Origin of the sequence: Oceanobacillus sp. FSL K6-0251, assembly GCF_038004725.1 — a bacterium.
GTDB classification, from domain to species: domain Bacteria; phylum Bacillota; class Bacilli; order Bacillales; family Amphibacillaceae; genus Oceanobacillus; species Oceanobacillus oncorhynchi.
Genome location: NZ_JBBORS010000001.1, coordinates 2,392,443 through 2,417,373, shown reverse-complemented (window position 1 = coordinate 2,417,373; position 24,931 = coordinate 2,392,443). Strand labels below are relative to the sequence as shown.

The 24,931-nt window shown below is 35.6% G+C and carries 26 protein-coding genes and 1 pseudogene; 8 read left to right on the top strand and 19 right to left on the bottom strand.

Annotated elements, in window-relative coordinates:
* Nucleotides 1-29: 29 nt before the first annotated feature.
* The 5 genes from msrB to cls all read left to right on the top strand — a co-directional run bounded on the left by msrB (nt 30) and on the right by cls (nt 4,890).
* On the top strand, nt 30-989 hold the full coding sequence (gene msrB / locus MKY45_RS12165) for a peptide-methionine (R)-S-oxide reductase MsrB (RefSeq protein ID WP_341172984.1): 960 nt from the start codon (nt 30-32) through the stop codon (nt 987-989).
* A 42-nt stretch (nt 990-1,031) separates the two neighbouring features.
* The gene (locus tag MKY45_RS12160) at nt 1,032-1,235 is read left to right on the top strand and encodes a DUF6501 family protein (RefSeq protein WP_042534067.1); all 204 of its coding nucleotides are present in this window, start codon (nt 1,032-1,034) and stop codon (nt 1,233-1,235) included.
* A 140-nt stretch (nt 1,236-1,375) separates the two neighbouring features.
* Nucleotides 1,376-1,615 carry a 4Fe-4S dicluster domain-containing protein gene (locus MKY45_RS12155; protein ID WP_017796848.1) on the top strand — a complete coding sequence of 80 codons (240 nt, stop codon included), beginning with the start codon at nt 1,376-1,378 and terminating at the stop codon, nt 1,613-1,615.
* Nucleotides 1,616-1,752: 137 nt separating this feature from the next.
* Nucleotides 1,753-3,270, top strand: a complete 1,518-nt coding sequence (locus MKY45_RS12150) for an FAD-dependent oxidoreductase (RefSeq protein WP_341172983.1) — start codon at nt 1,753-1,755, stop codon at nt 3,268-3,270.
* Between the two features lie 162 nt (nt 3,271-3,432).
* Nucleotides 3,433-4,890, top strand: a complete 1,458-nt coding sequence (gene cls / locus MKY45_RS12145; RefSeq protein ID WP_042536270.1) for a cardiolipin synthase — start codon at nt 3,433-3,435, stop codon at nt 4,888-4,890.
* A 43-nt stretch (nt 4,891-4,933) separates the two neighbouring features.
* Here cls and MKY45_RS12140 read toward each other — a convergent pair whose 3' ends face one another.
* Nucleotides 4,934-5,209, bottom strand: coding sequence for an acylphosphatase (locus MKY45_RS12140; RefSeq protein WP_042534065.1), 276 nt, complete (start codon nt 5,207-5,209; stop codon nt 4,934-4,936).
* 148 nt (nt 5,210-5,357) lie between these two features.
* Here MKY45_RS12140 and MKY45_RS12135 point away from each other — a divergent pair, with 148 nt between their 5' ends.
* Nucleotides 5,358-5,846 (top strand): GNAT family N-acetyltransferase, encoded by a 489-nt coding sequence (locus MKY45_RS12135; RefSeq protein ID WP_042534064.1) that lies wholly within the window; start codon nt 5,358-5,360, stop codon nt 5,844-5,846.
* Between the two features lie 173 nt (nt 5,847-6,019).
* On the opposite strand, the gene MKY45_RS12130 is transcribed toward MKY45_RS12135, so the two are convergent.
* The 12 genes from MKY45_RS12130 to MKY45_RS12075 form a co-directional block, all read right to left on the bottom strand.
* Nucleotides 6,020-6,397, bottom strand: a complete 378-nt coding sequence (locus MKY45_RS12130) for a hypothetical protein (protein WP_042534063.1) — start codon at nt 6,395-6,397, stop codon at nt 6,020-6,022.
* Between the two features lie 4 nt (nt 6,398-6,401).
* Nucleotides 6,402-7,205 carry an LAGLIDADG family homing endonuclease gene (locus MKY45_RS12125; RefSeq protein WP_193062162.1) on the bottom strand — a complete coding sequence of 268 codons (804 nt, stop codon included), beginning with the start codon at nt 7,203-7,205 and terminating at the stop codon, nt 6,402-6,404.
* A gap of 119 nt (nt 7,206-7,324) precedes the next feature.
* Nucleotides 7,325-8,410: a tyrosine recombinase XerS gene (xerS, locus tag MKY45_RS12120; RefSeq protein ID WP_042534061.1), complete on the bottom strand. Its 1,086-nt coding sequence runs from the start codon at nt 8,408-8,410 to the stop codon at nt 7,325-7,327.
* A 1,019-nt stretch (nt 8,411-9,429) separates the two neighbouring features.
* Nucleotides 9,430-9,828 (bottom strand): hypothetical protein, encoded by a 399-nt coding sequence (locus MKY45_RS12115; protein ID WP_341172982.1) that lies wholly within the window; start codon nt 9,826-9,828, stop codon nt 9,430-9,432.
* Nucleotides 9,829-9,929: 101 nt separating this feature from the next.
* On the bottom strand, nt 9,930-10,517 hold the full coding sequence (locus MKY45_RS12110) for a TetR/AcrR family transcriptional regulator (RefSeq protein WP_341172981.1): 588 nt from the start codon (nt 10,515-10,517) through the stop codon (nt 9,930-9,932).
* A 150-nt stretch (nt 10,518-10,667) separates the two neighbouring features.
* Complete coding sequence (locus MKY45_RS12105; RefSeq protein ID WP_341172980.1) at nt 10,668-12,302, bottom strand: BCCT family transporter; 1,635 nt, start codon at nt 12,300-12,302, stop codon at nt 10,668-10,670.
* A gap of 385 nt (nt 12,303-12,687) precedes the next feature.
* Nucleotides 12,688-12,849 carry a hypothetical protein gene (locus MKY45_RS12100; protein ID WP_175297063.1) on the bottom strand — a complete coding sequence of 54 codons (162 nt, stop codon included), beginning with the start codon at nt 12,847-12,849 and terminating at the stop codon, nt 12,688-12,690.
* Nucleotides 12,850-13,023: 174 nt separating this feature from the next.
* Nucleotides 13,024-13,230: a hypothetical protein gene (locus tag MKY45_RS12095; RefSeq protein ID WP_341172979.1), complete on the bottom strand. Its 207-nt coding sequence runs from the start codon at nt 13,228-13,230 to the stop codon at nt 13,024-13,026.
* Nucleotides 13,231-13,507: 277 nt separating this feature from the next.
* Nucleotides 13,508-13,801 carry a hypothetical protein gene (locus MKY45_RS12090; protein WP_212928192.1) on the bottom strand — a complete coding sequence of 98 codons (294 nt, stop codon included), beginning with the start codon at nt 13,799-13,801 and terminating at the stop codon, nt 13,508-13,510.
* Nucleotides 13,802-13,834: 33 nt separating this feature from the next.
* Nucleotides 13,835-15,535 carry an ABC transporter permease gene (locus MKY45_RS12085; RefSeq protein ID WP_341172978.1) on the bottom strand — a complete coding sequence of 567 codons (1,701 nt, stop codon included), beginning with the start codon at nt 15,533-15,535 and terminating at the stop codon, nt 13,835-13,837.
* Complete coding sequence (locus MKY45_RS12080; protein ID WP_289585148.1) at nt 15,487-16,170, bottom strand: ABC transporter ATP-binding protein; 684 nt, start codon at nt 16,168-16,170, stop codon at nt 15,487-15,489. Before MKY45_RS12080 ends, MKY45_RS12085 begins: the two co-directional genes overlap by 49 nt.
* 123 nt (nt 16,171-16,293) lie before the next feature.
* Nucleotides 16,294-17,052, bottom strand: coding sequence for a sensor histidine kinase (locus MKY45_RS12075; RefSeq protein ID WP_289585147.1), 759 nt, complete (start codon nt 17,050-17,052; stop codon nt 16,294-16,296).
* 91 nt (nt 17,053-17,143) lie between these two features.
* On the opposite strand from MKY45_RS12075, the gene MKY45_RS12070 reads away from it, so the two are divergent.
* Entirely contained in the window at nt 17,144-17,812 is a 669-nt protein-coding gene (locus MKY45_RS12070) for a DNA alkylation repair protein (RefSeq protein ID WP_289585146.1), read from the top strand.
* Nucleotides 17,813-18,064: 252 nt separating this feature from the next.
* Here MKY45_RS12070 and MKY45_RS12065 read toward each other — a convergent pair whose 3' ends face one another.
* A complete protein-coding gene (locus tag MKY45_RS12065; protein ID WP_193062154.1) occupies nt 18,065-18,619 on the bottom strand; it encodes a cysteine hydrolase family protein in 555 nt (184 codons plus the stop codon).
* A 162-nt stretch (nt 18,620-18,781) separates the two neighbouring features.
* Here MKY45_RS12065 and MKY45_RS12060 point away from each other — a divergent pair, with 162 nt between their 5' ends.
* The gene (locus MKY45_RS12060; RefSeq protein WP_042534056.1) at nt 18,782-19,219 is read left to right on the top strand and encodes an Lrp/AsnC family transcriptional regulator; all 438 of its coding nucleotides are present in this window, start codon (nt 18,782-18,784) and stop codon (nt 19,217-19,219) included.
* A gap of 119 nt (nt 19,220-19,338) precedes the next feature.
* Here MKY45_RS12060 and MKY45_RS12055 read toward each other — a convergent pair whose 3' ends face one another.
* The 5 genes and pseudogenes from MKY45_RS12055 to MKY45_RS12035 all read right to left on the bottom strand — a co-directional run bounded on the left by MKY45_RS12055 (nt 19,339) and on the right by MKY45_RS12035 (nt 24,920).
* Complete coding sequence (locus tag MKY45_RS12055) at nt 19,339-20,538, bottom strand: alpha/beta hydrolase (protein WP_042534055.1); 1,200 nt, start codon at nt 20,536-20,538, stop codon at nt 19,339-19,341.
* A 772-nt stretch (nt 20,539-21,310) separates the two neighbouring features.
* Nucleotides 21,311-21,592 (bottom strand): annotated as a pseudogene (locus tag MKY45_RS12050) (PTS sugar transporter subunit IIA); the annotation flags it as partial.
* 357 nt (nt 21,593-21,949) lie between these two features.
* The gene (locus MKY45_RS12045; protein WP_042534054.1) at nt 21,950-23,305 is read right to left on the bottom strand and encodes a hypothetical protein; all 1,356 of its coding nucleotides are present in this window, start codon (nt 23,303-23,305) and stop codon (nt 21,950-21,952) included.
* Nucleotides 23,306-23,395: 90 nt separating this feature from the next.
* Entirely contained in the window at nt 23,396-24,106 is a 711-nt protein-coding gene (locus MKY45_RS12040; RefSeq protein ID WP_256704701.1) for a GntR family transcriptional regulator, read from the bottom strand.
* A 73-nt stretch (nt 24,107-24,179) separates the two neighbouring features.
* Complete coding sequence (locus MKY45_RS12035; RefSeq protein ID WP_042534052.1) at nt 24,180-24,920, bottom strand: SIS domain-containing protein; 741 nt, start codon at nt 24,918-24,920, stop codon at nt 24,180-24,182.
* Between the last annotated feature and the right edge of the window lie 11 nt (nt 24,921-24,931).

Here is a 24,931-nt window from a genome sequence, read left to right as displayed (position 1 = left end):
AGGAAAATAGCGATTGGAGGAAAAAAAGTATGTCACAACAAAAAGAACTCGCCACTTTTGCAGGAGGATGTTTTTGGTGTATGGTAGAGCCGTTTGATGAACGTCCCGGGGTAATCAGCATTCGTTCCGGATATACTGGCGGTCACGTAGAAAATCCAACCTATGAGCAGGTTTGCTCCAATACAACAGGACATGTTGAAGCGGTTCAAATAGAATATGACCCAAGCATTATGCCATATGAAGAGCTTGTAGAAACATTTTGGCAGCAAATTGACCCGACTGACGCAGACGGCCAATTTAATGATCGTGGTGAATCCTATCAAACAGCTATTTTCTATCACGATGAAGAACAGAAAGAAATAGCGGAGCATTCCAAAGAATTGCTGCAGCAAAGCGGAAAATTTAAAAAAGATATTGTTACGCCGATTCTTCCGGCTAAACCATTTTATGAAGCGGAGGAAGAGCATCAGGATTATTATAAGAAACGCTCTTTTCATTATAGAATGTATAAAAAAGGATCTGGACGAGAAGGATTTATCAAAGAGAATTGGCAAAATAAGCCTTCTGCAGAAGAATTACAAGAAAAGTTGACACCGCTGCAATACCATGTCACGCAGGAAAATGGGACAGAGCGTCCGTTTGACAATGAATATTGGGATAATAAAGAAGAAGGTATTTACGTCGATATTATTTCCGGCAATGTTCTTTTTTCATCAAAAGATCAATACGATGCCGGCTGTGGCTGGCCAAGCTTCACCAAGCCAGTTGACCCGCAGCAGGTTACAGATGTGACGGATACTTCTCATGGTATGATCCGTACCGAAGTACGCAGTAAACAATCTGATTCGCATTTGGGACATGTTTTTGAAGATGGACCAAAAGAAGCAGGAGGATTACGCTATTGTATGAACTCTGCTGCAATGCGTTTTATTCCAAAGGACAAAATGGAAAAAGAAGGGTATGGAAACTTTTTATATCTATTCAAATAGATTATAATATTATTATGTAAACAAGAGAAGGGGAACAAAAGAATGATTCATAAAGACTGGGAGAACAGCGAAACTATTAAACAAATCACATGTGTACATGCTAATGCCAAGAAATTTATCGTTGACCGTAAGCTTACACCGGGGAAGGTGTATGATGTAAAAAATGAAACAGAAGAGTTTTACTTTATTATTGACAATAGCGATCGGATAGCAGGATTCAGAAAAGATTACTTTGAAGAAAAATAAAGCAAAAAATAGCATGAGATAAGCCTTCTGCTTTGGAGTAAGTCTTATCTCATGCTTACATAAAGCGTTTCTTTTTATTTTAAAATGCGTTATAATGATTTAATATGTCAATAATATTGGTAAAGAGGAGGAGAATCTCGTTGGCTTTCATTATTACTTCACCATGTAAAACAGAAAAAGCGGGGGAATGTGTAGAAGTTTGCCCTGTTGATTGTATAGAAGAAGGCGAAGATATGTTCTATATCGATCCGGATATTTGCATCGATTGCGGTGCATGTGAGGCAGTTTGTCCAGTAGAAGCAATCTATATGGAGGATGAAGTGCCGGAAGAGGAGAATGAATATATTTCATTGAACCGGTTATTTTTTGAAAATCGTTAATTATACAAAGGCTGCTTCCTATTATAGAAGCAGTCTTTTTCTATATCCTCATATTTATTCTTTTCTATTTCTGTTGAGTAATGATTACGTGAACAGGAGATACTAAAGAAAATATGTAAATGTGAGGTGCATTAAATATGGATATAAAATCAATTTGGCAGGCAGACACCGCATTCCAAGACTTTCCCAAGCTCGATGAATCAAAGAAAACAGAAGTTTGCGTCGTCGGGGCCGGATTAACAGGAATCACTGCTGCATATCTGCTCTCGAAAAAAGGCATAAAAGTTATCCTGATAGAAGCTGACCGTGTGCTGAGTGGTGTGACTGGACATACTTCAGCAAAAATCACTGCCCAGCATGGTATCATTTATTCAGAACTGATTGAAACCATGGGCGAGAAAAAAGCAAAACAATATTATCAGGCCATGCAAGAAACCATGCATTTTATAAAAAATGAAATCAAGGAAAACCAGATTGATTGTAATTATGAAGAACAGGATGCGTTTCTATATACAAATGATAACGCTTATTTAGCGCAATTAGACAAGGAAGCAGAAGCATATAAGACCTTAGATATTCCAGGAGAGCTTACCTCAGAGATGCCGCTGGAGATTCCTTTTAAAAAAGCGTTAAAAATGACTGGACAAGCCCAATTTCATCCTTTAAAGTATTTACAATTTATGCTAGAGGAAGCTGTAAAAAACGGCACAGAGGTTTACGAGCAAACTGTTGCAATGAAGCTGGAATATAATAGACAGCATACGGTCTTAACAAAGGATAAGCACCGTGTTGCATGTGATTATCTGATAGCAGCTACTCAATTTCCGTATATTGATCATCAAGGTCTCTATTTTGCCAAAATGTATGCAGAGCAATCTTATATTGTATCAGGAAAATACACAGGTAAATACCCGGGCGGAATGTATATTAATGTAGAAAATCCAACCCGTTCTATCCGGACAGCTACGTTAAATAATAAAGATACCTATCTTCTTATTGGCGGCGAAAACCACCGCTCAGGAGAAAGCACGGAGGAGAAATTATGCTATGACAATTTAAAGGCGTTTGCTAAAGAGCAATTTGAGATAACGGACATTTCTTATCAGTGGTCTGCACAGGACTTTACCACGCTGGATAAAATGCCATACATTGGCCCTATAACTGACGATGATCCTTCTATCTTCATTGCTACAGGCTATCGAAAATGGGGGATGACCAATGGCACATTAGCTGCAAATATTATAGCAGATAGTATTGCTGAAAAGGATGAAAATCCATACAATGAATTATTTTCTCCGGCACGTTTCGCTTCAAAGCCGATGCTAAAGAATCTATTCAAATTTAATATGGAGGTTGCCGCAGAGCTTTTAAAAGGTAAGCTGGATTTTATTCCGCCAGGGACAATAGATGATTTAGAAATAAATGAAGCCGTCATCACAAGGGTAAAAGGCTCTCGCGCTGGTGTTTATAAGGATATGGAGGAAAAACTGCATGTTTTGGATACGACTTGTACGCATCTAGGCTGTGAGGTCAATTGGAATGGTGCTGATAAAACATGGGATTGCCCTTGCCACGGTTCTCGTTATCATTATGACGGCGAGGTGTTGGCAGGACCTGCGAAAGAACCCTTAAGAAAATTGTCTCTGGATGAGTAATACAGAAAAGGAACACTCTTTTTTCAAATAAAAGTGTTCCTTTTTTTATGCAGCAATCATTGACTTAACTTTTAATCCCATTTAGTGTAATATGGATGAATCTAATAAATTTGGATAAAAAAATAGTTCAAATTTAGAAAAAAGCAGGTGATTATATTGGAAATGGAAATAGGTAATATTATTACGATGATTGGTTCTATCGTCATTTTTATTAATTTATTACTGGCACTAGGTGTGCTATTTTTTGAAAAAAGAGATGTCGGCTATACCTGGGCATGGCTGCTTATATTATTTTTCTTGCCCATTGTTGGATTTTTAATTTATATCTTTTTAGGCCGCAGTCTAAAACAGAATAACTTTTATGGCTTAACAGCAGAAGAACAAAAACTGCTTAAAGAAGAAGTAGACACACAACTAAAACTGATAGAGGAAGAAAAACGGGATGATATCCCATGGTTAAATCAGTACAATGACATTGTCACCATGAATTTACGCTCTTCTCACGGCAGATTATCAGAGGACAATGAAATTTTCATATTTAAGGATGGCCATAAAAAGTTTGATGCTCTGCTGAATGACATCAAGGAAGCGAAACAAGAAGTCAATGTGCAATATTATATAATTCAGCCCGATCAACTTGGGAAAAGATTAAGAGACGCATTAATTACTAAAGCAAAAGAAGGCGTAAAGGTCCGCGTTTTATACGATGAAGTAGGATCAAAAAAGTTGCCATCCCGATTCTTTGATGACTTAAAAAAGGCGGGAGGAGAAGTGCGTGTGTTCTTCCCATCCTTCTTAAAGCTGATTAACTTCCGAATCAATAATCGAAATCACAGAAAAATGGTCATTATTGATGGTGAATTCTCCTATATTGGCGGCTTCAACGTCGGCGATGAGTACCTTGGAGAGGATAAAAAATTCGGTTACTGGCGCGATACGCATTTGAAAATATACGGAAATGCTGTCAACGACATACAGGTCCGATTTATTATGGACTGGCACCAGGCTGGAAAGGATAAGCTTCATGATGATTATAAGAAGTTTTGCTTCCATTTAGAGAAGCACCATGGAACAAGCCCGGTGCAAGTTGTTTCCAGCGGTCCAAACTCTGAGACGGAGCATTTAAAGAATATGTATATTAAGATGATTCTCTCTGCAAAAGAGAGTGTCTGTATTCAAACGCCGTATTTTATACCGGATACGAGTTTCATGGATGCTTGTAAAATGGCGCTTTTATCAGGAGTAGACTTACGAATCATGATTCCTTGCAAGCCGGATCATCCGTTCGTGTATTGGGCTACATGGGCATATGCAGGAGATCTATTAGAATATGGAGCGAAAATATTGCTTTATGAGAATGGCTTTCTGCACGCAAAAACCATTGTAGTGGATAAGAAAATGGCTTCTGTCGGAACAATGAATATCGATTCCCGAAGCTTCCGGTTGAATTTTGAAGTAAATGCGATTACGTATGATGAAGCCGTTTCTAATGAATTGCATAATATATTTGAAGAAGATTGTAAGTTAAGCTCAGAGTTAACACTTGAACGCTACCATAAACGATCCTTATGGATTAAATTTAAAGAAGATATTTCCCGTTTGCTTTCACCAATTCTATAAAATAGAACGGGCACAGCTTTATCACGCTGTGCCCGTTCTATTTTTAATATTTAACGTTAAAAGAGGTATACTCCGGATCTCCGGAAAGCTTATTGACATCCATCTCATTTACTTTTGCAAATCGAGAGGGGCCTTTTTTAATTTCTTCAAGAAAACGGTCTACATTATTATCTTCTCCATATGCTTCAAAGGCTACTGCACCGTCATCTTCATTTTTTACCCAGCCGACAATATCATGATTCATCGCAGCATGTTGGGTAAAGTACCGAAACCCGACTCCTTGCACACGTCCTTGAACTCTAGCAGATACATACTTCATAGAAAATCACCTCTTAATAGATATGATAGCATAATTTATTTATCAATTTACAGTAAAGTGATATAATTACATACATAAATATTCTGAAAATTATAAAATGAAAAGAATAATTAATCAAAGTATCTGAGCAAGGAGGGAGGGGACGTATATGGAATGGATGATTAGAAATATTAATATGGAAGAGATAGACCAATTTGCATCGATTTTAAAAGAAGCCGCCGAATGGTTAAAGAGAACAAATAAGGAAATGTGGTATACTAGCGAACTTACCAAAGAAGCATTATTAGAAAAGTATGCACTGAATGAACTGTTTATTGGGTTTTTAAATGGGGAATCTGCTGGAACAATAATTGTTCAGGAACAGGATCACATATTTTGGCCGCATGAAAATAAAAATGACGCTTTATATTTGCATAAAATCGCTATACGCAGAAAGTATGCTAAAGAAGGCGTTTCTGTTAACCTGATAGATTGGGCTAAGCAGCAAGCCAAAATGCAACTGAAAAAATATATAAGATTGGATTGTGCAGCTGACAGACCTAATTTATGTTATTTTTATGAGTGTCAGGGATTTCAGCAAGTCGGCCAAAAGACGGTTGGTGAATTTTTTGTAGCTCTTTATGAATATCAGGTTTGAGATTAATAAATCATTTTGATTTAGCCGTATGAATGAACAATGGAATATAAAATCAAAAGTGTTAAAAATTTAATTTTGTCTCACTATCTAAAGTATACTTGGTTGTGAGATGGATTGTTTTATTAGTTCTCATAATAAATATTATGTAGGGGGCGTTATAGGAAATAAAAAAATTAAAGCTTTTCAATTCGATATTTATAGCTTCTCTTCTTCACAGAGTTAAAATCAATAAAATGAACACTATATTCTAGCACATCATTGGCGCTTAATTTATGTGCTTTTGCAAAATCCTTTATTTCAAGTAATAACTCTTTATCATAGGTTGTTTTATATTGAATACGATCTTTAGGGCGAGATTTTTTATCAAACTGAATAACTCCTTGCTTTAAAACCGCTTGTAAGCCTGATTCTAATAAATAATTTGGGTGTGTATCATATTGAATGGCCAATGTATTTAATTGATCAATAATCGATTTGCTAACATTTGTTCTAAATTTCACTCTCGATGTATCTGTTGTCTGAATCAGCTTTCCATCAATTAATTTCCACATTATATTACTCCTTTATTATTTGATTATGTGCTTTTGAATGAAGCCTTAAGTAATTTTCTTTATAGGATTCATAATGCTCTATTTCGTCATTGTATATAATATCTGCCAGTCTGGGAAGATACAATTTACCTTTTACCCAAACCCGAAAAACTGGATTACCAGATTGAGTAATTTCTTCAGTTATTTCACTACGCAGCTTCCATGTTTGAAAAACGAGTAGAAGTCCTTCGGCAAAGCTAAAACTGGCTGTAGTAATATTCATCACATAACCTTTCTTTTGAACCCAGCCATCACCATCTACAACTCCTCTAATAAAAGAGGGGAGGAACTCATCTGGCACCTCAGGAAATTGTACAGATAATGACTTATTAGGCAGTACTCCCAACTTCGCTAAATCATTCTTAATTTCTTTTGAATTAATAACCAATGTTGCTGTTGTTCTTGTTTTATATTTTTTCGATAAAATATAATCTGCACCCATATATCTCGCCACTTGACGAAGTATTGTTTGATTTTTTTGAGTTAAGGAAACACTAGAGATTCTCTGATTGATACAACCATCAGTTATAAACAACCCCAAAACCCACGCCATTTCATGTGACCACGTTTTAAAGAAATTTTCATTAACTTTATGCTTTCGCGGCTGCCCTGAAGATTGCTCTCTGTTCATTTTAACTCCATGTTTATAGATTACATTGCGAATAGCCCGATCAGAGATACCGACTCGTGCAACCATTTCTTTATAAGGCATACCGCTTTTATACATTCTAATAATAGCTTCGTCCGTGACCCCTGGGTTTCTAGGCATTTTTTTATCTCCTTTTGTTTGGTTTCTCTAATTATACAAACAAACGTTCGTATAATCAAGTGGAAACCTAGGAGAATTTAAAAATTTATCGTATAGTGAATTGGATAATACGCTAGTAATCACTCATCACCTTTAGGCATATCCATTTTATCTACAGCATTTTTCAAATCATCATTGTTAATATGCGTATAAATCATCGTCGTTTGTATCGATGAGTGGCCGAGTTGGCGCCTTAACTTCGGTACATCATTAATTTCATTGTGATACCTCGTAGCAAAAGAATGTCTTAGTTTGTGAACGGATAAGGATGGTTTTCCGAAAGCATTCGCGTATTTTTCGATTAACTTTTCAATAGAACGCGCAGTTAGTCGTCTTGGTGTGCCTTTTGGTCCCATTGCAGCAGCGATAAATAAAGCTTTGTTTGTTTTCTCAACATGATAGCGTTTTGCTCTGATTTGTAAATATTCATCTAAATCATCCATCGCTTGCTTGCTGAAATAAACATATTGTTCTTTGTTTCCTTTACGAATAACACGTGCAGTAAATTTGCTGTGATCAATATCATCTAAATCCAGGTTCACAACCTCTGAAAGTCGTAATCCAGAGCCTAAAATAAGCGAGACAACCGCTGTATCACGTTCACGATTTAGGCGGTGAAAATTTGCAAGCTTTTTGTTGTCTTTATAAAGCTCACCATAATCATGGGCAACAAATTGGCGAAATCGTTCATATTCATCACCAATTAAGATTTTTCCTTCCATTTTATTTGCAGTTGTTTCCATACTTTCTTTGATGTCGTTGAATTCAAGCTTTGCCATCACATTACGTTTTAAATATGGCTGTAAATCACGTGTTTCAGCAATGTTTTGCAGGTAGTTGAAAAGCGATTTTAAAGCAGATAACTTGCGATTTATTGTGAGTTCCTTGTTATGTAATTGGTATTTAAGAAAGGTCAAAAATCGTTCAGCTTCCTGAACAGTTAGTGATTCAAGCGACTCAAGGGGCAGATCTTTCAATTCACCAGAATAAAAATTTTCGGTCACGAGCCAATTGAAAAAAATTTTATAATCGTGTGCGTAATTGAGTAATGAAGCTGCTGATAATTTTCTTTCTTTATGATTGATAAATTCCTCGACATACCAAGGAAGTTCCTTAAGAAGCGTTTGAAGTTTATTGTAAAGTTGCTGTTTTGAATGATTTGCCATTAGATCACCTCATAGATAAATTTTACAGGACTGTAATCAGAATTGCAATTATTACGTCAAATTTATATTTTACGTAATAATCTATTTGGATGATATTTTATATACACCAATAAATAAATCTTCTTTCTCTGCCTGCCCTCTACATAAAAGCTTGTTTTGGTCCGTCTGTTCCCTATTTGTTCATGTTGAATAATTCGCTTAATCTCTGGTTTTTATTTTAAACCATTTTCATACGTCCTGTTCCTTATATAAGGAACAGGACGTATGAAAATGGTTCATTGTTTGAACCTTATATCTCCTTCAGAAACTCCTTTAAAAGTACATCCTACTTTTTGTGTTCATGGAGGTTTTAAAAACCCGGTTGTTCTATCATCTTCCACAGTAGGTAAGATACAGTTAATGCTTATTTTACAATATACACATAATTTTTTGTTTCATTTTCATTCGCTTGTCCAAGAAATTATTGAGTTATTTTTATTTTTACAATTATTTCGCTGTAGATCGTGGTCTCATCGCGTGGAACACTTCTTTCTCAAGTAAGAATATAAGTTTGCAAACAATTATTTCTAGATATTTTCATAAAGGATACATACTCTAAGGTATCCAATAAATTAGTTGCTTTTATTGTTAACATAAAGCAGTCACAATCTGGCTAATTAAAATTGATTTTTGGCGGTTACTCTTATCAAATATATTTTATTGAGATGTAGCATTTATAGCAGATGCTTTACCATAATATTGCATGAAAGGGATAGCTATAGGCTTGCATTGGCTATTCCTACTTATAGAATTACTAATGACATGAATTGAGTATGTTTGAATCTTTGATATTTCCCTCTCTGTATTCATATTCGTAGTGCTATCTATTTCCTATAACAAGTATATTCGCCTTATTCCGATTTTTCTACAGACATGATAATAGTAAACCCGATTCGGCTCTTGCTTTATTTCTGCCAGCCTATTCCAATAACCTTATTTTAACTTCTATTTCATAAAGCAATAGCATGTTCATTCCATACCTATTGCTTCATCCACATCGGTTCTAGCATATTTCCATCAATATCTGATACCTCTAAGCCATACATTTGTTCTTCCGGCATCCCCATGTCTACATGATAAGCATCACCGCCATTTGTTTTCGCTAATTGACCGAATTCTTTGACTGCTTCAGCACTTTCTAAGCTAAAGCAGATTAAGGCAGCATTTTCTTTTTGAGTATCGGCAATCTTTTTACCTTGGAGAAACTGTTGATAAAAAGCGTGTTCTAAAAGCATAATATAAAAGTTGTCGTCCCATACCATACAGCTTGCGTGGGTATCAGAGAAGTCATCGTTCTTCGTAAATCCTAGTTTTTCGTAAAAATCAGTGGCATTAGCAACGTTCTTGACTGGAAAGTTAACAAAAATCATTGTACTCATGAAAACGCCTCCTTTTCATCAGTTTACTATAAATGGATTATAAAAACTTCTTCTCGATTGCTCAAAATTTTTTCTCTACGTGACATAAATGTAAAAAAACGCTATCTGCCGGGAATTAACGTATTAATATTTTTTCGCCTGCCCGATGAACTCGAAACCAGCATTCGAGCCATCGCAATAGAATATTTCATTGCTTCTTCAGAACCGATTAATGTAGCCATCGATGTGGTGCCTTCCAACAGCAAAGTGAACTGTATTGCTAATTCTTTCCAGTTATCGACACTTTGCATTTTCGCCAGTTCCTCAAAATAGTGCAGCAGTTTTTCTTTATGTCCACGTGCAATACTCTCAATGTTATTATCAGTTCCCGCATAATCCTCAATTGCTCTCATAAACATATCACCTTTATAAGAGTATTCTTTAAGCCATTTATTATGAGCCTCTACTGCAGCCATGAATGGATTATCGGTGTTTGAATCGATAAAAGAATCTAAATAAGACCAATAGCGTGCCTCTCTTTTTTTAAGCACTTCTTCAACTAGATGGGCTTTAGAGTCAAAATGATTGTATAAAGTCATCGTTGCGACGTTGGCTTCTGTTATTATTTGCTTTAAACCTACACCCCGGAAACCATATTTATAAAATAAAGTTTCTGCTGTTTCTAATAAGTTCTCTTTTTTAACAGACATGGCTTTCATTCCTATCTAGAATTGTCATTCCATATCATAACATGTACATTTTATTTCTTCAATTTATTTTCAATTATATGAAAACCGTTATTTAATGACTAAAAAGTTCATAAATAACAGTTTTCACAAGCAAATAAATGTTTTTTTATCTTATTGATCCTTGCTGTTTTCTTCCTCTGGCATTTCATCCGGAAGGCTTTCAAGAAACTCTTCACGCTTCTCCTGTATTTCTTTCTTAGCTTCTTCTAAATACTCCGGCTGATGTTCATAATGCTTTCTCTCCATCGTAAGAATATCGTATTCATTAGCCAGTGATTTAACAACAGATATTGCAAGCAGCATGACGACAAATGTGAATGGGAATGCTGCAATTAACATTGCCATTTCCAATGCTTCAAGACCGCCGGAAAATAGTAATACAAGTGCTGTAGCAGAAAGAATCGCTCCCCAGATAATTTTAATCCGGGTAGCAGGATTAATTGTACCGCCTGTAGTCATCATAGCCAGCACAAAGGTGCCGCCGTCAGCAGATGTTACAAAAAACGATGCAATTAAGAGTATGGTAATCCCGAGTACAACCGGTGCAAATGGATAGTTTTCCAAGAAGGCGAATAAAGCCACTTCATCACCTTGAGCGACAACCAGATCATATAATCCACCGTTTAACGCCTCATCCAATTCAATACCGGCAACTCCAAGAATAGAGAACCAGATTAAACTGAATACAAAAGGAACCGACACGACACCAATGATAAACTCACGGATAGTCCGACCCCGGGAAACTCTGGCAATAAAACTTCCTACAAATGCAGACCAGCCAATCCACCATGCCCAATAAAACAATGTCCAATCATCAAGAAATCCGCGGTCACCGGTAAAAGCATTCATATCAAAAGTCATCGTAGGAAGATTTTGGAAATAATTTCCTGCTGTTGACATAAACGATTCGAACATTTGTAATGTGGAGCCTGTCACTAAGATAAACAACATTAGCGCAATAGCAATAATAATATTACTAATACTTAAGTAACGTATACCCTTGTTTACACCAGTTGCTGCAGACATGATAAAAGCAACTGTAATAACCAATACCACGATAGTTTGAGTAATGATGTTATTTTCAATACCTTCAAAACTGTAGCTTAATCCTGCTGTAATTTGTGTGGCACCGAGTCCAAGAGATGTAGCAATACCGAAAATTGTACCGAAAACAGCGAGAACATCAACGGCCGTACCCAATCCCCCTTTTGTACGTTCTCCAAGAATAGGAGATAGCGCTGAACTCATAAGTAACGGTGCCTGGTGTCTAAATTTAAAGTATGCAAGTGCCAGACCGACAACAGCATATACTGACCAAGGATGGATACCCCAGTGGAACATAGAATATTGGAGAGCTTCTGCAGCTGCTTCCCCCGAATTGGGTTCAGCATTTGGCGGTGCATAATAATCAGTTAGTGGCTCAGTAACACCGAAAAAAACAAGTCCGACTCCCATACCTGCAGTAAATAGAAATGAAAACCATGTAAAATAACTATACTGTGGTTTTTCGTCCGGCTTACCTAACTTCACTCTCCCTAATGGACTGAAAACCATGTATATAGCGAATAGAACAAAAGCTGTCATTGATAACATATAGAACCACCCGAAGTATGTGGATATAAATCCGTCCACTGTACCGAGTACTGATTCTACATTTTCCGGTAATATAGCCCCCCATAATATAAAGATTGCCGCAATTGATACAGCAATCCAAAATACTCGTGTGACATTTAACTTCGATTTCAAAATAAAACCTCCTGTAATTTTCTAATGAAGATCGCAGTAAAATTTACAAAGCAATGTACAATTCCACTTCATACCATATTATTTTATATAGAACGACCCTTCTAAAACCATGTAATATACTAACATGACTATATAAGTACTTCAACACCCTAGGGTTAAAAACTTTAAATATTATCTAACTCATTATTCATTTTTCTTCATATTTCAGTTTCATAAGACGTATTTATTCTAATTGATTAACTAATGCAGCCATATCAGTTATATAATAAAATTTATCCACCCAAAAATGGTTCCAATCATTTCATTAAAAACAATGACCAGAACCATTTTTAAATTGATTGTGAATTGTGACTGGTGTTAAATCCCAGCCTCAGTTATTTTCGTTTTATCTGCTCTTATTATTAAAATGGTGAATTCCCCGATTGTTTTCTAATTGATCCTCAACTACTCCGCTTTGATAACTTTCATTCAATTGATTTTGCACAGCTTGAACGCCTTTGTTATCTTCAAATAGCTGGTTTTTCTTATTTTTATTCTTTTTGCTCATTACTGCCACCTCCTTATCTTTTAGTATGTACAAAACGTTGTAATAGCATGGCGATAATTACTTCCAAATAGTGGTTGTAGAACGACCTGTTTAAATATCCAACTCTTATCTCATCCGATGAAGCTATAGCTGCCATACTGCTAAATTTGATTTACCAATCCTTTTATTCAATATTTACCCGAATATCTGCTTCCAGTTCATCCCCTTCCAAACTGAGATATTCCCAGCCGCCTTGTAAACTGATGGTTTCTGTATGTTCTCCCTGGCCTTCAAATAATAATTTCTGCTCTGAATCAGCGGTATTCCAAAATACTTCTGCTTCTCCGCTTTCGATGTTTGCGTTATAGGTAATCTGAACCTTCTTTCCTTCACTTCCATCAAGCGATGCACCGCCAAATAAATTTTCTGTGCCTGAGAATTGTTGATATACCGCTTCATACGTTCCTGTATAATCATCTTCTCCAAATGCTCTTTCTCCTTCTAATGATTTATCTTTTGTTAAGGAGGGTTCACCAAAAAACCGGTAAGTTTATCGCCTGCTTTTCGTATACTTTCACTAAAAAAAGTTTTCATCATCATTTGATCCGGAGGAACTGCACCCAACAAGTATAATAAAAGTAGTAGTAAAAGCGACTAAAATTAATAATTGTTTTTTCATCTATACTGCTCCTTTCTCCCTACGTTTTTTCATATTCCAACGGCAAATAAAATAAATCACCAACAAAACCAGCGCAGGAATATTTTGAGCAATGAACATATAAGCTTTCATACTGAATGTCATATCGGAAAAGAAATCTGATTTTAAAAACATATATATGGAATACCCGAAGGATACGATCGGGAATAAAAGCCCCATAAATCGATTCTTTCTAGTCGATAAATAAAACTGGATTCCTAAAATCAAAACTCCTCCAACAAAGATAAGCAGCAGCTCCATTAGACTTAAATGCATAACCTGTCCCCTCTTTCATACATATAACATAACTTATTGAACAATTTTGTAATAAACGCGTGCCGTTATTCGGTAGATGACCACATAAACAATCAGGAAAACCAGAAAAGCGATCAGCACACTGATTGGGAATAAGTTCACCTGATTAATCATGATCAGAATCATTAATTTCCTCATGAGGAGGAAAATCGCTAAAATATGGATTCCTGTTACGACGACAGGGAGAAAAAAGACGGTTAAAATCTGAGATTTAATGGCTTTTTTAATTTCCGATTGATTCAACCCGATTTTTTGCAGGATAGAAAAACGCTCTTTATCGTCATAAGCCTCAGAAGTTTGTTTATAATAAATAATCAGTACCGTCATTAATAATAGTAAGACAGCTAAATTCAAAACAATGAACAAAACGCCACTTCGGAGGGCCTGTAAGTCACTTGCTGCTTCTGATCGTGTGTCTACAACGACAATATCCATATCTTCCTTTTTCATATTTGAGCGCAGCTGTTCTCCAAATGCTATTTCCTGATCGTCATTTACTCCTTGTTCCAAGCTGATTTGTGTAGAAACGTTTGTGCTTGCAGCATAGTCACCCAATATTTCTTTTTGCTGGTGCTCTATTTGTCGAAGGGTTTCTATATCATCAACAATCATGTAATAGGTGTCACTAATTAAACTTGTCGTTTCATTGTCTATAGAAAATTCTTTCATATCTTCCATGACAGTGGCGGGAAATTGAAAATCCATCAGTGAAAGCGTTCCATTTGTATATTCATCCCCTGTTCCATGTACATATACTTCATTTTCATCAAGCGACAGGTTATCTCCAGTTAACTGATTATAGCTTTCCTGATCGGTCATATATAAATTGATCGGACTCTCATTCGCTAACATGGAATAGGCATCTTTTGTAACTTCGAAGCCATCGCCCGCAGCAAGTGTTACAAAATTTAGATAGGTATAAGAAGATGAACCGGTAACGGTATTGTTGGTTTCAGAAGCTGTTTGATCAATCAGCTCACTTAATTTTGCTTTGATTTCTTCCTCTGTTTCATCTGTCTCCTCTGGTAATCTTACCTCTGAAATCACATTACCTGAATAGGTTGCATCATCACTCTCAGATACGATATATAAGGAAACCGCAATCGAAAGTAAAAGAATCACACCGACAGATAAAATGGTAATGTTCCCAAGACCTACTGCATTCTTTTTCATCCGGTAAAGCATGCCGGAAACAGGGATAAAATGGTTGGTCTGATAGTAATAGTTTTTATTATTTTTTAAAATTTTGAGTACAGCAATACTTCCGGTGGTAAATAAGAGATACGTACCGGCAATAATCAATACTGCTGCAAGAAAAGCATAAGGCATACCACTAATGGGAGATTGCAGGGTTAACACAATATAATAACCCCACCCAGTTAATAAAACACCAAGAATCGAAAAGAAGATTTTGGTTTTTGGCTCTTTTTCACCGACATTTCCGCTTTTTAAAAGCTCTATCGGGTTGGCTAATCGAATTTGAGAGATGTTCCCCAATAAAATCAATAGAAAAATGATGCTAAAGAAGCTTAGTGTCCATATCACCGCTTCGGAAGAAAACTCAGACCCAAGAGCTACATCCGCACCCATCATTTGGCGAATCAATAATACACAAACTTTATTAAGGATGGTGCCTGCAACAAATCCTACGACCATGCTGAATACAGCAATATATAAGGTTTCGTAAGCAAGCATTTCGCGTGACTTGCTGCCTTAATACTATGCGTTACCATCAAAATCGTTTGTCCCTCTTTATTAATTTGTCCGAAATGCTCCAGCAATTCATCTGTAGATTTGGAATCCAGGGCGCCCGTCGGCTCATCTGCCAATATTAATTCCAGATCAGCAATCAATGCTCTGGCAACTGCCGCTCTTTGCTTTTGACCGCCTGATACTTCATACGGGAATTTAGTCAAGATATGCTCGATGCCAAGTTTCTTTGCTATCGGCATTAGTTTGTGCTCCATTTCCTTATGCTTTTTTCCGGATAAAACAAGTGGAACAAAGATATTATCCTGTATCGAGAACATATCTAAAAGGTTGAAATCCTGAAATACAAATCCGAGGTTATTACGCCGGAATTCAGAAATTTCTTTTTCAGGTATTTGCACAATATTTTTCCGGTTCAGCAATACATTACCGCGTGTTGGCTTATCCAATGCCGCCAGAATATTTAATAACGTCGTCTTACCGGAGCCGGATTCCCCCATAATAGCTATATAATCTCCTGCGTCCACGCTGAAAGAGACATCAGAAAGTGCTTCTACTTGATTTCCTCCAAACCTCGTTGTATAGACCTTTCTTAAATGTTGAACTTGTAAAAGTGTCATGGTACATCTCCTTTCTTCCAACAACTTTCTTGTTGATAGGTAAAGAATAGCAAAAAAGAGAAATGTCAATCTACAGTTCTATCTGACATTTCTCCTTTGTTTCTAACATTTTTGTTAGATTGGCTATTCTGTTGTCATTTGTTTATCATCAAACACGATAGAAACCTTCGTTCCCTTTTTAGGCTCCGATTCAATTTTTATTTGATGCCCCAATTTCGTCAGGATTTGCTTGGAAAGGTAAAGCCCAATTCCACTGGCGCTCTTATGCTCGCGTCCTGTAAACCCTGTGAAATTTCTTTCAGCTACACGAGGGATATCTTCTGGGCGAATACCGATGCCTGTATCCTCTATCACGACAGCATTTTCTTCCAAGTAAATAGAGATGGCTCCTTCCTTTGTATATTTCAACGCATTGGATACAATTTGTTCGAGCACAAAGCTCAGCCATTTTGAATCGGTAACGATGCGTTGATCTATCCCGTCATAATGAACAGATAGTCTTTTCCGAATAAAGACAGAAGCATATTTTTTGAGGCTTTCACGAATCATGGCATCCAAGTCCACTTTTTGAAAATGATAATCCGTCGAAGTGCTTCCTAAACGTACATACTGTAATATCAATTCGACGTATTGATCGATTTTGAATAACTGTTCCCTCATTTCTTCCGTCACTTCCCTATCCTCATCTTGAAGAATTAAATGAAGGGCAGAAATCGGTATTTTTATCTGATGGACCCACATGGTGAAATAATCTAAAATCTCCTGCTCTTTTTCCGCTTTTGTATTTTCCAGCTGAGAATGTGCTGCACTCAATTTTTTCAGTAAATCCTGATAGTCACTTTCTATTAAATTACCCGGCAGCGATAATTGCTGTATCTCCATATGCGTTTGCTTTTGTTGAAAGGTGGGGAGAAATGTATAATCAAATTCATAAATAAATTCACGAAAATATACAATCAGGGAGATGTATAAAATGGATGAAAAAATAACTGCAGAAATAAAAAGTTCTTCAAAAGCAGAAGACATTCTAGCTCAAATTAATAGTAAAACGAAGCTGGGAGACTTACGAAAAATCGCAAAGGAGATAAAAAAAGATCATGAACTAGCTCTGGAGCTTTGGTCGACCGAAGCATTTTTACCCAGACTATTAGCCATCTTAATTATGGATAAAAAGCTTCTTTCAGAAGATGTGCTTAATAAGCTTGATGAGGATATGCAAATTCACACGTTTGATGAACGAAATAACTTAATGGACTGGTTAATGGCTAATCAGCTTACCAAGGACAAAAAGAGAATTGCATTGATGCAGTCATGGGAAAATAGCCCCCGCGCTCTCCAAAGGCGAGCTTTCTGGTATTATCAAGCGCGCTTGAGATGGACCGGACAAGCACCGCCTGATAATACTGCAGAGCTGCTAGCTGCATTAGAAGCTAATATTATGCAGGAAGAACCGGAAGTTCAATGGGCTATGAATTTCACAGCAGGCTGGATAGGTATTTATGATGAAAAGAATCGTACCCGCTGTATGAAACTTGGCGAGAAAACGGGCCTTTACAAGGATGAAATAGTAGCAAAAGGATGTACTCCCAGCTATTTGCCGGAGTTTATTACGATTGAAATTAACAAACGACATCATATTTAATCACCTTTAATTTACTACTTTCGCGTTACAATTCTAATCCGTCTAAAAATAGTGGACTAGAATAATAAAAGGAGCGCTTCTTTTATAAAAGAACTAGCACCTCTTTTACTATCGATAAGCAATATTGGATCCAATATTGCTTATCGATAGTTTTGCGTTTGAGAGTAAATATTATATTAATTTTAGATTAACAGCTTTTCAAAACAACTCTTCTTCATATTGTCTTTTTCACACCTGCAATATATAGTGTCTTCACAGCACTGATTCAATAAACTGCTGTGCAGTCAACACACTAGCAAATTCATCATGAATCGTTGCCAGCGACAAATGATGGATGGTATCTGCATCTATGAATTTACCATGATGATCTTTCATTCCAAACGCAGCAGTGGCATCTGAAAGCAGATACGTTTTATACCCTAAATTCCCGCTCATTCTTGTCGTGGTAGATACGCAATGCGGTGTGGTTAAACCAGCAATTGCAATGGTATCAATATGACATGCTTGCAAATATTCATCTAAATGCGTTCCAATAAAAGCACTGTTCACTCTTTTTGTTATTACTTTTTCTTGTTCCAAAGGAGCGACCATTTGTTTAATAGGAAATCCCTTTCCTTTATAATAAAATACAGACTCCGGATTATCTGAAATGTGCTGAATATGAATAATCTCCCATTGATGTTCCCGACATTGTTCTAGTACCTTCTCCATATTTTCTTCTGCATCAAGGTTATTCCGCTCTCCCCACTTTTTGTCATCAAACGCCTTTTGAACATCTATTATGATTAATGCTTTATTTCCTTCCATAACGTCACCCCTTCATTTTTTATGCCTTCCCCCTTCTATTATCTTATTTTATATAACAATAAAAAGCTTTTACATAGTCTTAAAAAGGAAATTAGAGTATTTATCTTTTCATAATTAGGAATTTAAGTTATTCTGTTTTATAAAAAAAGGTTGAGGTATTATATGGACCAAATCGATAGAGAAATTTTGAGGATATTACAGGAGAATGCGAAAATCTCCATGAAGGAGTTAGCAAAAGCCGTTCACTTAACCTCCCCGTCCGTCATAGAAAGAGTACGAAGATTAGAAGAGCAGCAAATTATCGAAGGTTATCATGCGCATGTCTCCTTAAAAAAGCTGCATCGTCCCATTATTGCACTTGTCATGTTTAAATCTACTGATTGTAAAGCGTTATCGAACTTTTGTAATAATCATCCGGATGTGCTTGAGTGTTATCGAGTTGCCGGAGAAGTGAGCTATATTGCCAAATTGGCCACACATTCAGTAGAAAGCTTAGAACAATTTATTGATGAAACGATGCAATATGGAACACCATCAACAAATATTGTGCTGTCTTCCTATGAAAAGAAAGTAATTGATGCGTTTGATATGGAAGAATAAAAAATGAGTGGATTGTATAATCCCTCTCATTTTTGTCATTCATTTCCAAATCTCTTCCAAAGACATTATAATCAATATACCTTTAAATTGATAAGAGCTTCCCTCTGACGCAATAAATACTAGTTGTATTCACTTAAAAATTCTTCTATTTTTTGTCTGGTTGTTTGATTAGCTGTACTTTCCCAGTTAGTGTCATAACTATGATCAGAAAACGGAAAATAATAAGCTTGGTTGTCTATATTATTTTCTTCGAGTTTTTCATGCAGTATCTCTATTTGCTCTTCAGGTATTACTTTATCTTTTAGACCGACAAATGAAATCGTGGGTGCAGAAGTTTCATTTACATACTGGATAGGAGACATTTGAAGATAACGATGTTTGATTTCTTCTGTTTTTGGCTGGCCATCCATGAGCTGTTCAAGCAGTGGCTGAATAAATTCTTTACTATTAGTATCATCATAGAGCTGTAATAAATCCGATGGCCCATATAGATTAATAATAGAATTTATTTCCACGGTGGAATCGGAATCCGTTTCTCTGGGAGCAAGGCTGTTTTCCTTTAAATCCGTATACCCTGTTAACAATGCTAAATGGCCCCCGGCAGAAGATCCTATTAAATTAATTCTGTTTATATCTAAATGATATTCATCCGCACGTTCAACAATCCAGTTTACCACATCATGTGTATCTGAAATTTGTTTTTGCCACATGTCGGGTCCATTTTGACTGTATTCCACATTAAATACAACATATCCTTTCGAATTAAACCATTTACTCCATGAGGAAACCTCATTTTTATCCCCGCTGCTCCATCCTCCGCCATGAATATTTACGATAACAGGACGATTTTCATCATTCACTTTTGTATCCCATACATCCAGTAATAAATCTCCATCTTCCGCAGTTTTATAAACAACATCTTCTTCTAAATCGGAATACGTATCTGTTCCAGAAAAAGAGAATGTATAGTTATCCATCAATGCAGTTTCTGCGTCAATACGATCTGCATAATATTGGTTTTGAATCCCAGATAGGAGCGCGATTCCTAAAAAAGAAATACAGTTGACCGCCCAAATCATTTTTAAAAATAATGCAGATTTTTTCCAAATAAGAAGGAGTAAAATAATGAAAGCTGCTACACCTAAAATGAATAATGCTACAGGGAATGTGAGCAGGTAAAATGAAATTTGGCCTGAATAGGAACCATATCCACTAGCAAAAAATGTGCGCCAAAGCAAAACACACACGCCAGTTAGCACGAGTAAACTAGCAATAATACCAATTTTGTTGAAAATAGATTTAAATTTTGTAAATGTCATTTCTTTTCTCTCTTTCGTTAGTATGTCTGAATAGCGGTACCCTGAAAAGAGATTTTTGAAACTAAAACCTGTTTGTCAGACTACTTTAAATGCGCTAATGTTCACTAGATTTATAACTTTACTTAATTGTTCGCCGTTATTATTTTTATCTATAACATTTTACTCTTATTATTTTTATTTACCACTGAACCATTATTTGGAGTGCACTGGAAGAAAGATTGATATCTCATCTTCTGTAGACATAATAAGTATTTGTTACCATTTCCCCCTTTTTTCTGGTAAGATTCTCTTCCTCTTTGCATTCATATGGCAGGAGAGCATGTTTTACAGATAAAACAAAAAAGATCAAAAACGCTTCATGTTATTTAATCTGGATAAAGAAAGCATTATGTAGTTAGATTGGGGTGTAGAAATTCTAGAATAATATATTTTTACACTCCCTTTTTTAAACGAACGTACCTCATACTAAATCATAGAGGGGTTTATCCCTCCTCTTAAAATAACTAACAAAGTCTTTGTTTATTTAAACTTGTGAGATCTATATTCTCCAATTGTTTTAATTGGTTAATTTTAATGGCTAGCATTTCTTCTGTTTTCTTTAATTCTTCCTGATGCTTCTGAAGTTTTTTTGATGCGCTTTTAAAATATCAATTCGTTCACTTAATACTTCTCTATCCCCTTTTAAAAAGCTCATCATTTCTTTTAAATCAGCGATGGAAACATTCGCATTACGTAAGCAGGAAATCACTTCTATCCAAGATAAATCTTCGTCATTCAACCCAGCAACGATAGCCCATGTATCTTCATGCCCCTCCATCAAGCTGCTTGCCTGATTAAAGGGGGTTCTACCCCAAAGATCGACTAAGAATAATACTTCATCCTGATTGTCGAAAGAAGCAATGGCCTCTTCCATTTTTGCTCTTACGTCATCCGGACCTTCACTCGGCATCAACGTAACAGCCTTGACATTCTCTTGCTCTCCAAAGATCATCGCTCCAGACTGCAAGATACCTGTCGCAAATTCACCATGGCTGGCAATGATAATTCCTACCATCTTTTTAACCTCCTTTTTATGTTTGTTAAGGATTAAACTTGTATGAGCCGATTCTAAATAATGATTTTTCAATATTTGAAGCGCTTTCATAAAAAGAAAAAGAGAAAGGAGAGAAGAGTAGTTTAATGAAGTTAAGGATACGAAGTGCCCTTATTCTTCATTCACTACCATTCACTCCTCCCTAATTGAGTTAGTAATATCAAAAATATTAAATGATTATTCTACTAGCTTTCAATGAGTCATCTTTTAATAGTAGCAAACAAAGGTGCTAGAAAATCTAAATAACCGGTAATAAGCTAATTAAACGTTTCAATTATTAATTACTTCTTTATTCTATACTTTATATTTAATTCTCTCCTACCAGCCGTATTTTTTATATCCCCATTCTTTTTCAATATGCTCTTCTTTTTTTATAACGAGTGTTTCGTGAGGTATATCTTTTTCCACATTTAAACCAGGATATAGTGCGCATTCACTTCCTACTTTTACACCTGGGAAGAATATATTATTAATACCTGTCCTAGTATAGTCACCAATAAAAATCGCATTAGAATAGGTATCTGAATAAGTTCTTCCATTTATTTTGTGTATTTGAGGAGTGTCATTAAATCTTACGATTCCACATACACAGGCTGCAGCAATATCTACATATTGGCCAATCACACCATACATTTCACTATAATGAATAGCAGAAATACCTTTCATTGTAACACCCTCAACTTCCGCATTATGTCCTATCCTATTCTCACAACCAATTACAGTATTTGGTTCAAGTTTTGCATAATCTTTAACATACGAGTTATTTCCTATTAAAACAGGGCCATTTATAATAGCACCAGTATCAACATTTACATTATCCCCAATAATGACATTGCCATTAATGGTTACATTCTTACCTATAATTGAATTATTACCTATCTGAATATTACCGTTTATAGTTGATTCTTTAGAAACAGATGAATTGTCCCCAATAGAATATCCGTTTATTTCCTTAGTAAATGAATTAAGATAGTATGCATTCACATTTAATATATCCCATGGAAATTGTAAACTATGCACTTTATCCTGAGCAAATACCGGTTGAATCTTGTTTCCCTCTTTTAAATAATCATTCAATCCATTTTCAATAAATAACTGGTTAGGAATCATAGCCCCTGTCACACGTTGACTGAATCCGTAATTAGCGTACGAAATTGTTTCTAATGCATGCTTATCTAACTTAAATACTCCTGCAACTTCAGAATTAACATAGTGTTCTCGAGCATGGGCTAAAAATTGATTTACTTGATTATTCTCTACAAAAGCCCCAATCATATCAATACTTTTTTGTTTTTTTTCTATTAGTAGAACACTGGTATCTTCTTCTGATTCCTTAAGATATGTCAAATCGTCTAGACTTATAAGACAATTCCCCTTTTGAATAATAACTCCTTCCTTAAATTGTTCTAAATTGTTTCGTAAAAAAACATCTAAATTTAGGGTTGGATCAATACAATTTATTTCCCGATACTTTCGTAATAAATTTCTAGTTTGGTCTGGTTTATAACTAAGAAATACATAGATATCCGATTCCAATATACCGACTTTTAATAATCTATCTATTTGCCAAAAAATCATTTCTTTATTCAATATTGGAAGGCTATTAATTTGATAATGTTTATCAAAAGGAAACATTTTTGGCTCTATTTCACCACATAATATAAAAGCTTTCATTGTTTTCCTCCTCATCTTATCTTGGAGTTTTATTAATCTAAATAAAACTCCAAGATAAGAGTGTCTAGAGAATGTTAACCTCTGTCGGGTTTATTTATATATAGTATGCATCAAATAGTAATTTTTTGTTTGATACAGTGCAAACCCTAAATTAAAAGGCTTTCCATTCTTCATACAAGCAATAATTTTTGTATCAATTAACGGTGCTCCTTCTTCAACATCCAAAAATTCAGCAATTTTTGAATCAGCTAAGGTAGCACTAATTCGTTGATCTATAAATTCATAGGATACTCCTTGCTCATTTAAATACTCATAAATAGAGTTTTCGCAAATTTCCACATTTAAATCTTTAACAATTGATGCATCAAAATATTCTATCTCATAAATAACTGCCACTTTATCAGCATATCTAATTCGTTCAACTAACCAAAGTTCTTCTCCAGCAGCGATTTTCATATCTTCAGCTTGTACAGCATTCGCTTTTACTTTTTCCAATTTAAGTAATTTTGTAGAAGGTTCCATTCCTCTATTTTTCACTTCTGAAGTAAATCCAATTCCAGCTTTGAATCCAAAAAATTTTGGTATGGGGTTAACAAAAGTTCCTATTCCCTTTTTTTTGGATAGTATTTTTTCATTAACAAGTTCTTCAATTCCTCGTCTAACTGTTATTCTTGACACTGAAAGGTTATTAGATAATTCTAATTCTGATTCAATAATTTGATGTGGTTGATAAATACCCGCCTTAATTTGACTTAGTATATAATTTTTAACAATCTCATATTTAGGTGCGTTATTAGTCATAATAAATATCCTCTCTAACTATTATAATCTGTTGTTATTATACCATAAGAAAGAATATTAATCACTTTGTAAATTATTTCCAATAACCGTAGTATTGGTTAAAGAGTCTATCATTGTATTCATCAGCACCATCTAAATTTGAACTCTTAAATACAGGTATTTCTAACTCTGCTTCTTTTAGGCGTGAAATTACACCAATAATAACCGATTGCGCAATTCCAATTCCTGTAAAATCAGATGTAGGCCCTAAATCTGCTTCTACTCCTTCTATTCGATAAGCTGCATCTCCTTTTGGAGCATGATTATCAATAGTGACATCAGCAATTTCATAGATATTTTTCCCTGACTCATGCCGGGAAGAAACTGATTGGGTATGCTCCATAGACGTCAAAGCAATCACATTTGCTCCCAGCTTTTTAGCTTCAATACACATTTCAACTGGTATATTATTTCTTCCTGAATTAGAAACGACCATAATTGAATCCCCGGCTTCAACTTTATAAAGAGATAACATATTCTTGGCATATCCATCTAATCGTTCCATATAAGTGCTTTTATTTGGCATTTGATGCAACATTACTTCAGGTGGGAGAATACCTTTCACATAAGCTAGTCCTCCTGCCCTAATATAAATTTCCTCTGCTACCATATGGGAGTGACCTGATCCAAAAATATAAAAACGACCGCCATCTTTACAACTATCAAAAATTAACTCTGTAGCCTTATCAATTGATTTTTCTTCATTTTGCACAACTTGCTCCCATGTATTGCTCAAATAATTCAAAAACTTTTTAACTTCTGTTTTAGTAGTCATTTGATCTCCAC

What these genes read in the sequence shown, in the direction of transcription:
- msrB (WP_341172984.1), top strand. Translation starts at nt 30, where the DNA reads ATGTCACAACAAAAAGAACTCGCCACTTTTGCAGGAGGATGTTTTTGG.
- MKY45_RS12160 (WP_042534067.1), top strand. Translation starts at nt 1,032, where the DNA reads ATGATTCATAAAGACTGGGAGAACAGCGAAACTATTAAACAAATCACA.
- MKY45_RS12150 (WP_341172983.1), top strand. Translation starts at nt 1,753, where the DNA reads ATGGATATAAAATCAATTTGGCAGGCAGACACCGCATTCCAAGACTTT.
- cls (WP_042536270.1), top strand. Translation starts at nt 3,433, where the DNA reads ATGGAAATAGGTAATATTATTACGATGATTGGTTCTATCGTCATTTTT.
- MKY45_RS12140 (WP_042534065.1), bottom strand. Translation starts at nt 5,209, where the DNA reads ATGAAGTATGTATCTGCTAGAGTTCAAGGACGTGTGCAAGGAGTCGGG.
- MKY45_RS12135 (WP_042534064.1), top strand. Translation starts at nt 5,358, where the DNA reads ATGGAATGGATGATTAGAAATATTAATATGGAAGAGATAGACCAATTT.
- MKY45_RS12130 (WP_042534063.1), bottom strand. Translation starts at nt 6,397, where the DNA reads ATGTGGAAATTAATTGATGGAAAGCTGATTCAGACAACAGATACATCG.
- MKY45_RS12125 (WP_193062162.1), bottom strand. Translation starts at nt 7,205, where the DNA reads ATGCCTAGAAACCCAGGGGTCACGGACGAAGCTATTATTAGAATGTAT.
- xerS (WP_042534061.1), bottom strand. Translation starts at nt 8,410, where the DNA reads ATGGCAAATCATTCAAAACAGCAACTTTACAATAAACTTCAAACGCTT.
- MKY45_RS12115 (WP_341172982.1), bottom strand. Translation starts at nt 9,828, where the DNA reads ATGAGTACAATGATTTTTGTTAACTTTCCAGTCAAGAACGTTGCTAAT.
- MKY45_RS12110 (WP_341172981.1), bottom strand. Translation starts at nt 10,517, where the DNA reads ATGTCTGTTAAAAAAGAGAACTTATTAGAAACAGCAGAAACTTTATTT.
- MKY45_RS12100 (WP_175297063.1), bottom strand. Translation starts at nt 12,849, where the DNA reads ATGAGCAAAAAGAATAAAAATAAGAAAAACCAGCTATTTGAAGATAAC.
- MKY45_RS12090 (WP_212928192.1), bottom strand. Translation starts at nt 13,801, where the DNA reads ATGCATTTAAGTCTAATGGAGCTGCTGCTTATCTTTGTTGGAGGAGTT.
- MKY45_RS12085 (WP_341172978.1), bottom strand. Translation starts at nt 15,535, where the DNA reads ATGCTTGCTTACGAAACCTTATATATTGCTGTATTCAGCATGGTCGTA.
- MKY45_RS12080 (WP_289585148.1), bottom strand. Translation starts at nt 16,170, where the DNA reads ATGACACTTTTACAAGTTCAACATTTAAGAAAGGTCTATACAACGAGG.
- MKY45_RS12075 (WP_289585147.1), bottom strand. Translation starts at nt 17,052, where the DNA reads ATGGAGATACAGCAATTATCGCTGCCGGGTAATTTAATAGAAAGTGAC.
- MKY45_RS12070 (WP_289585146.1), top strand. Translation starts at nt 17,144, where the DNA reads ATGGATGAAAAAATAACTGCAGAAATAAAAAGTTCTTCAAAAGCAGAA.
- MKY45_RS12065 (WP_193062154.1), bottom strand. Translation starts at nt 18,619, where the DNA reads ATGGAAGGAAATAAAGCATTAATCATAATAGATGTTCAAAAGGCGTTT.
- MKY45_RS12060 (WP_042534056.1), top strand. Translation starts at nt 18,782, where the DNA reads ATGGACCAAATCGATAGAGAAATTTTGAGGATATTACAGGAGAATGCG.
- MKY45_RS12055 (WP_042534055.1), bottom strand. Translation starts at nt 20,538, where the DNA reads ATGACATTTACAAAATTTAAATCTATTTTCAACAAAATTGGTATTATT.
- MKY45_RS12045 (WP_042534054.1), bottom strand. Translation starts at nt 23,305, where the DNA reads ATGAAAGCTTTTATATTATGTGGTGAAATAGAGCCAAAAATGTTTCCT.
- MKY45_RS12040 (WP_256704701.1), bottom strand. Translation starts at nt 24,106, where the DNA reads ATGACTAATAACGCACCTAAATATGAGATTGTTAAAAATTATATACTA.
- MKY45_RS12035 (WP_042534052.1), bottom strand. Translation starts at nt 24,920, where the DNA reads ATGACTACTAAAACAGAAGTTAAAAAGTTTTTGAATTATTTGAGCAAT.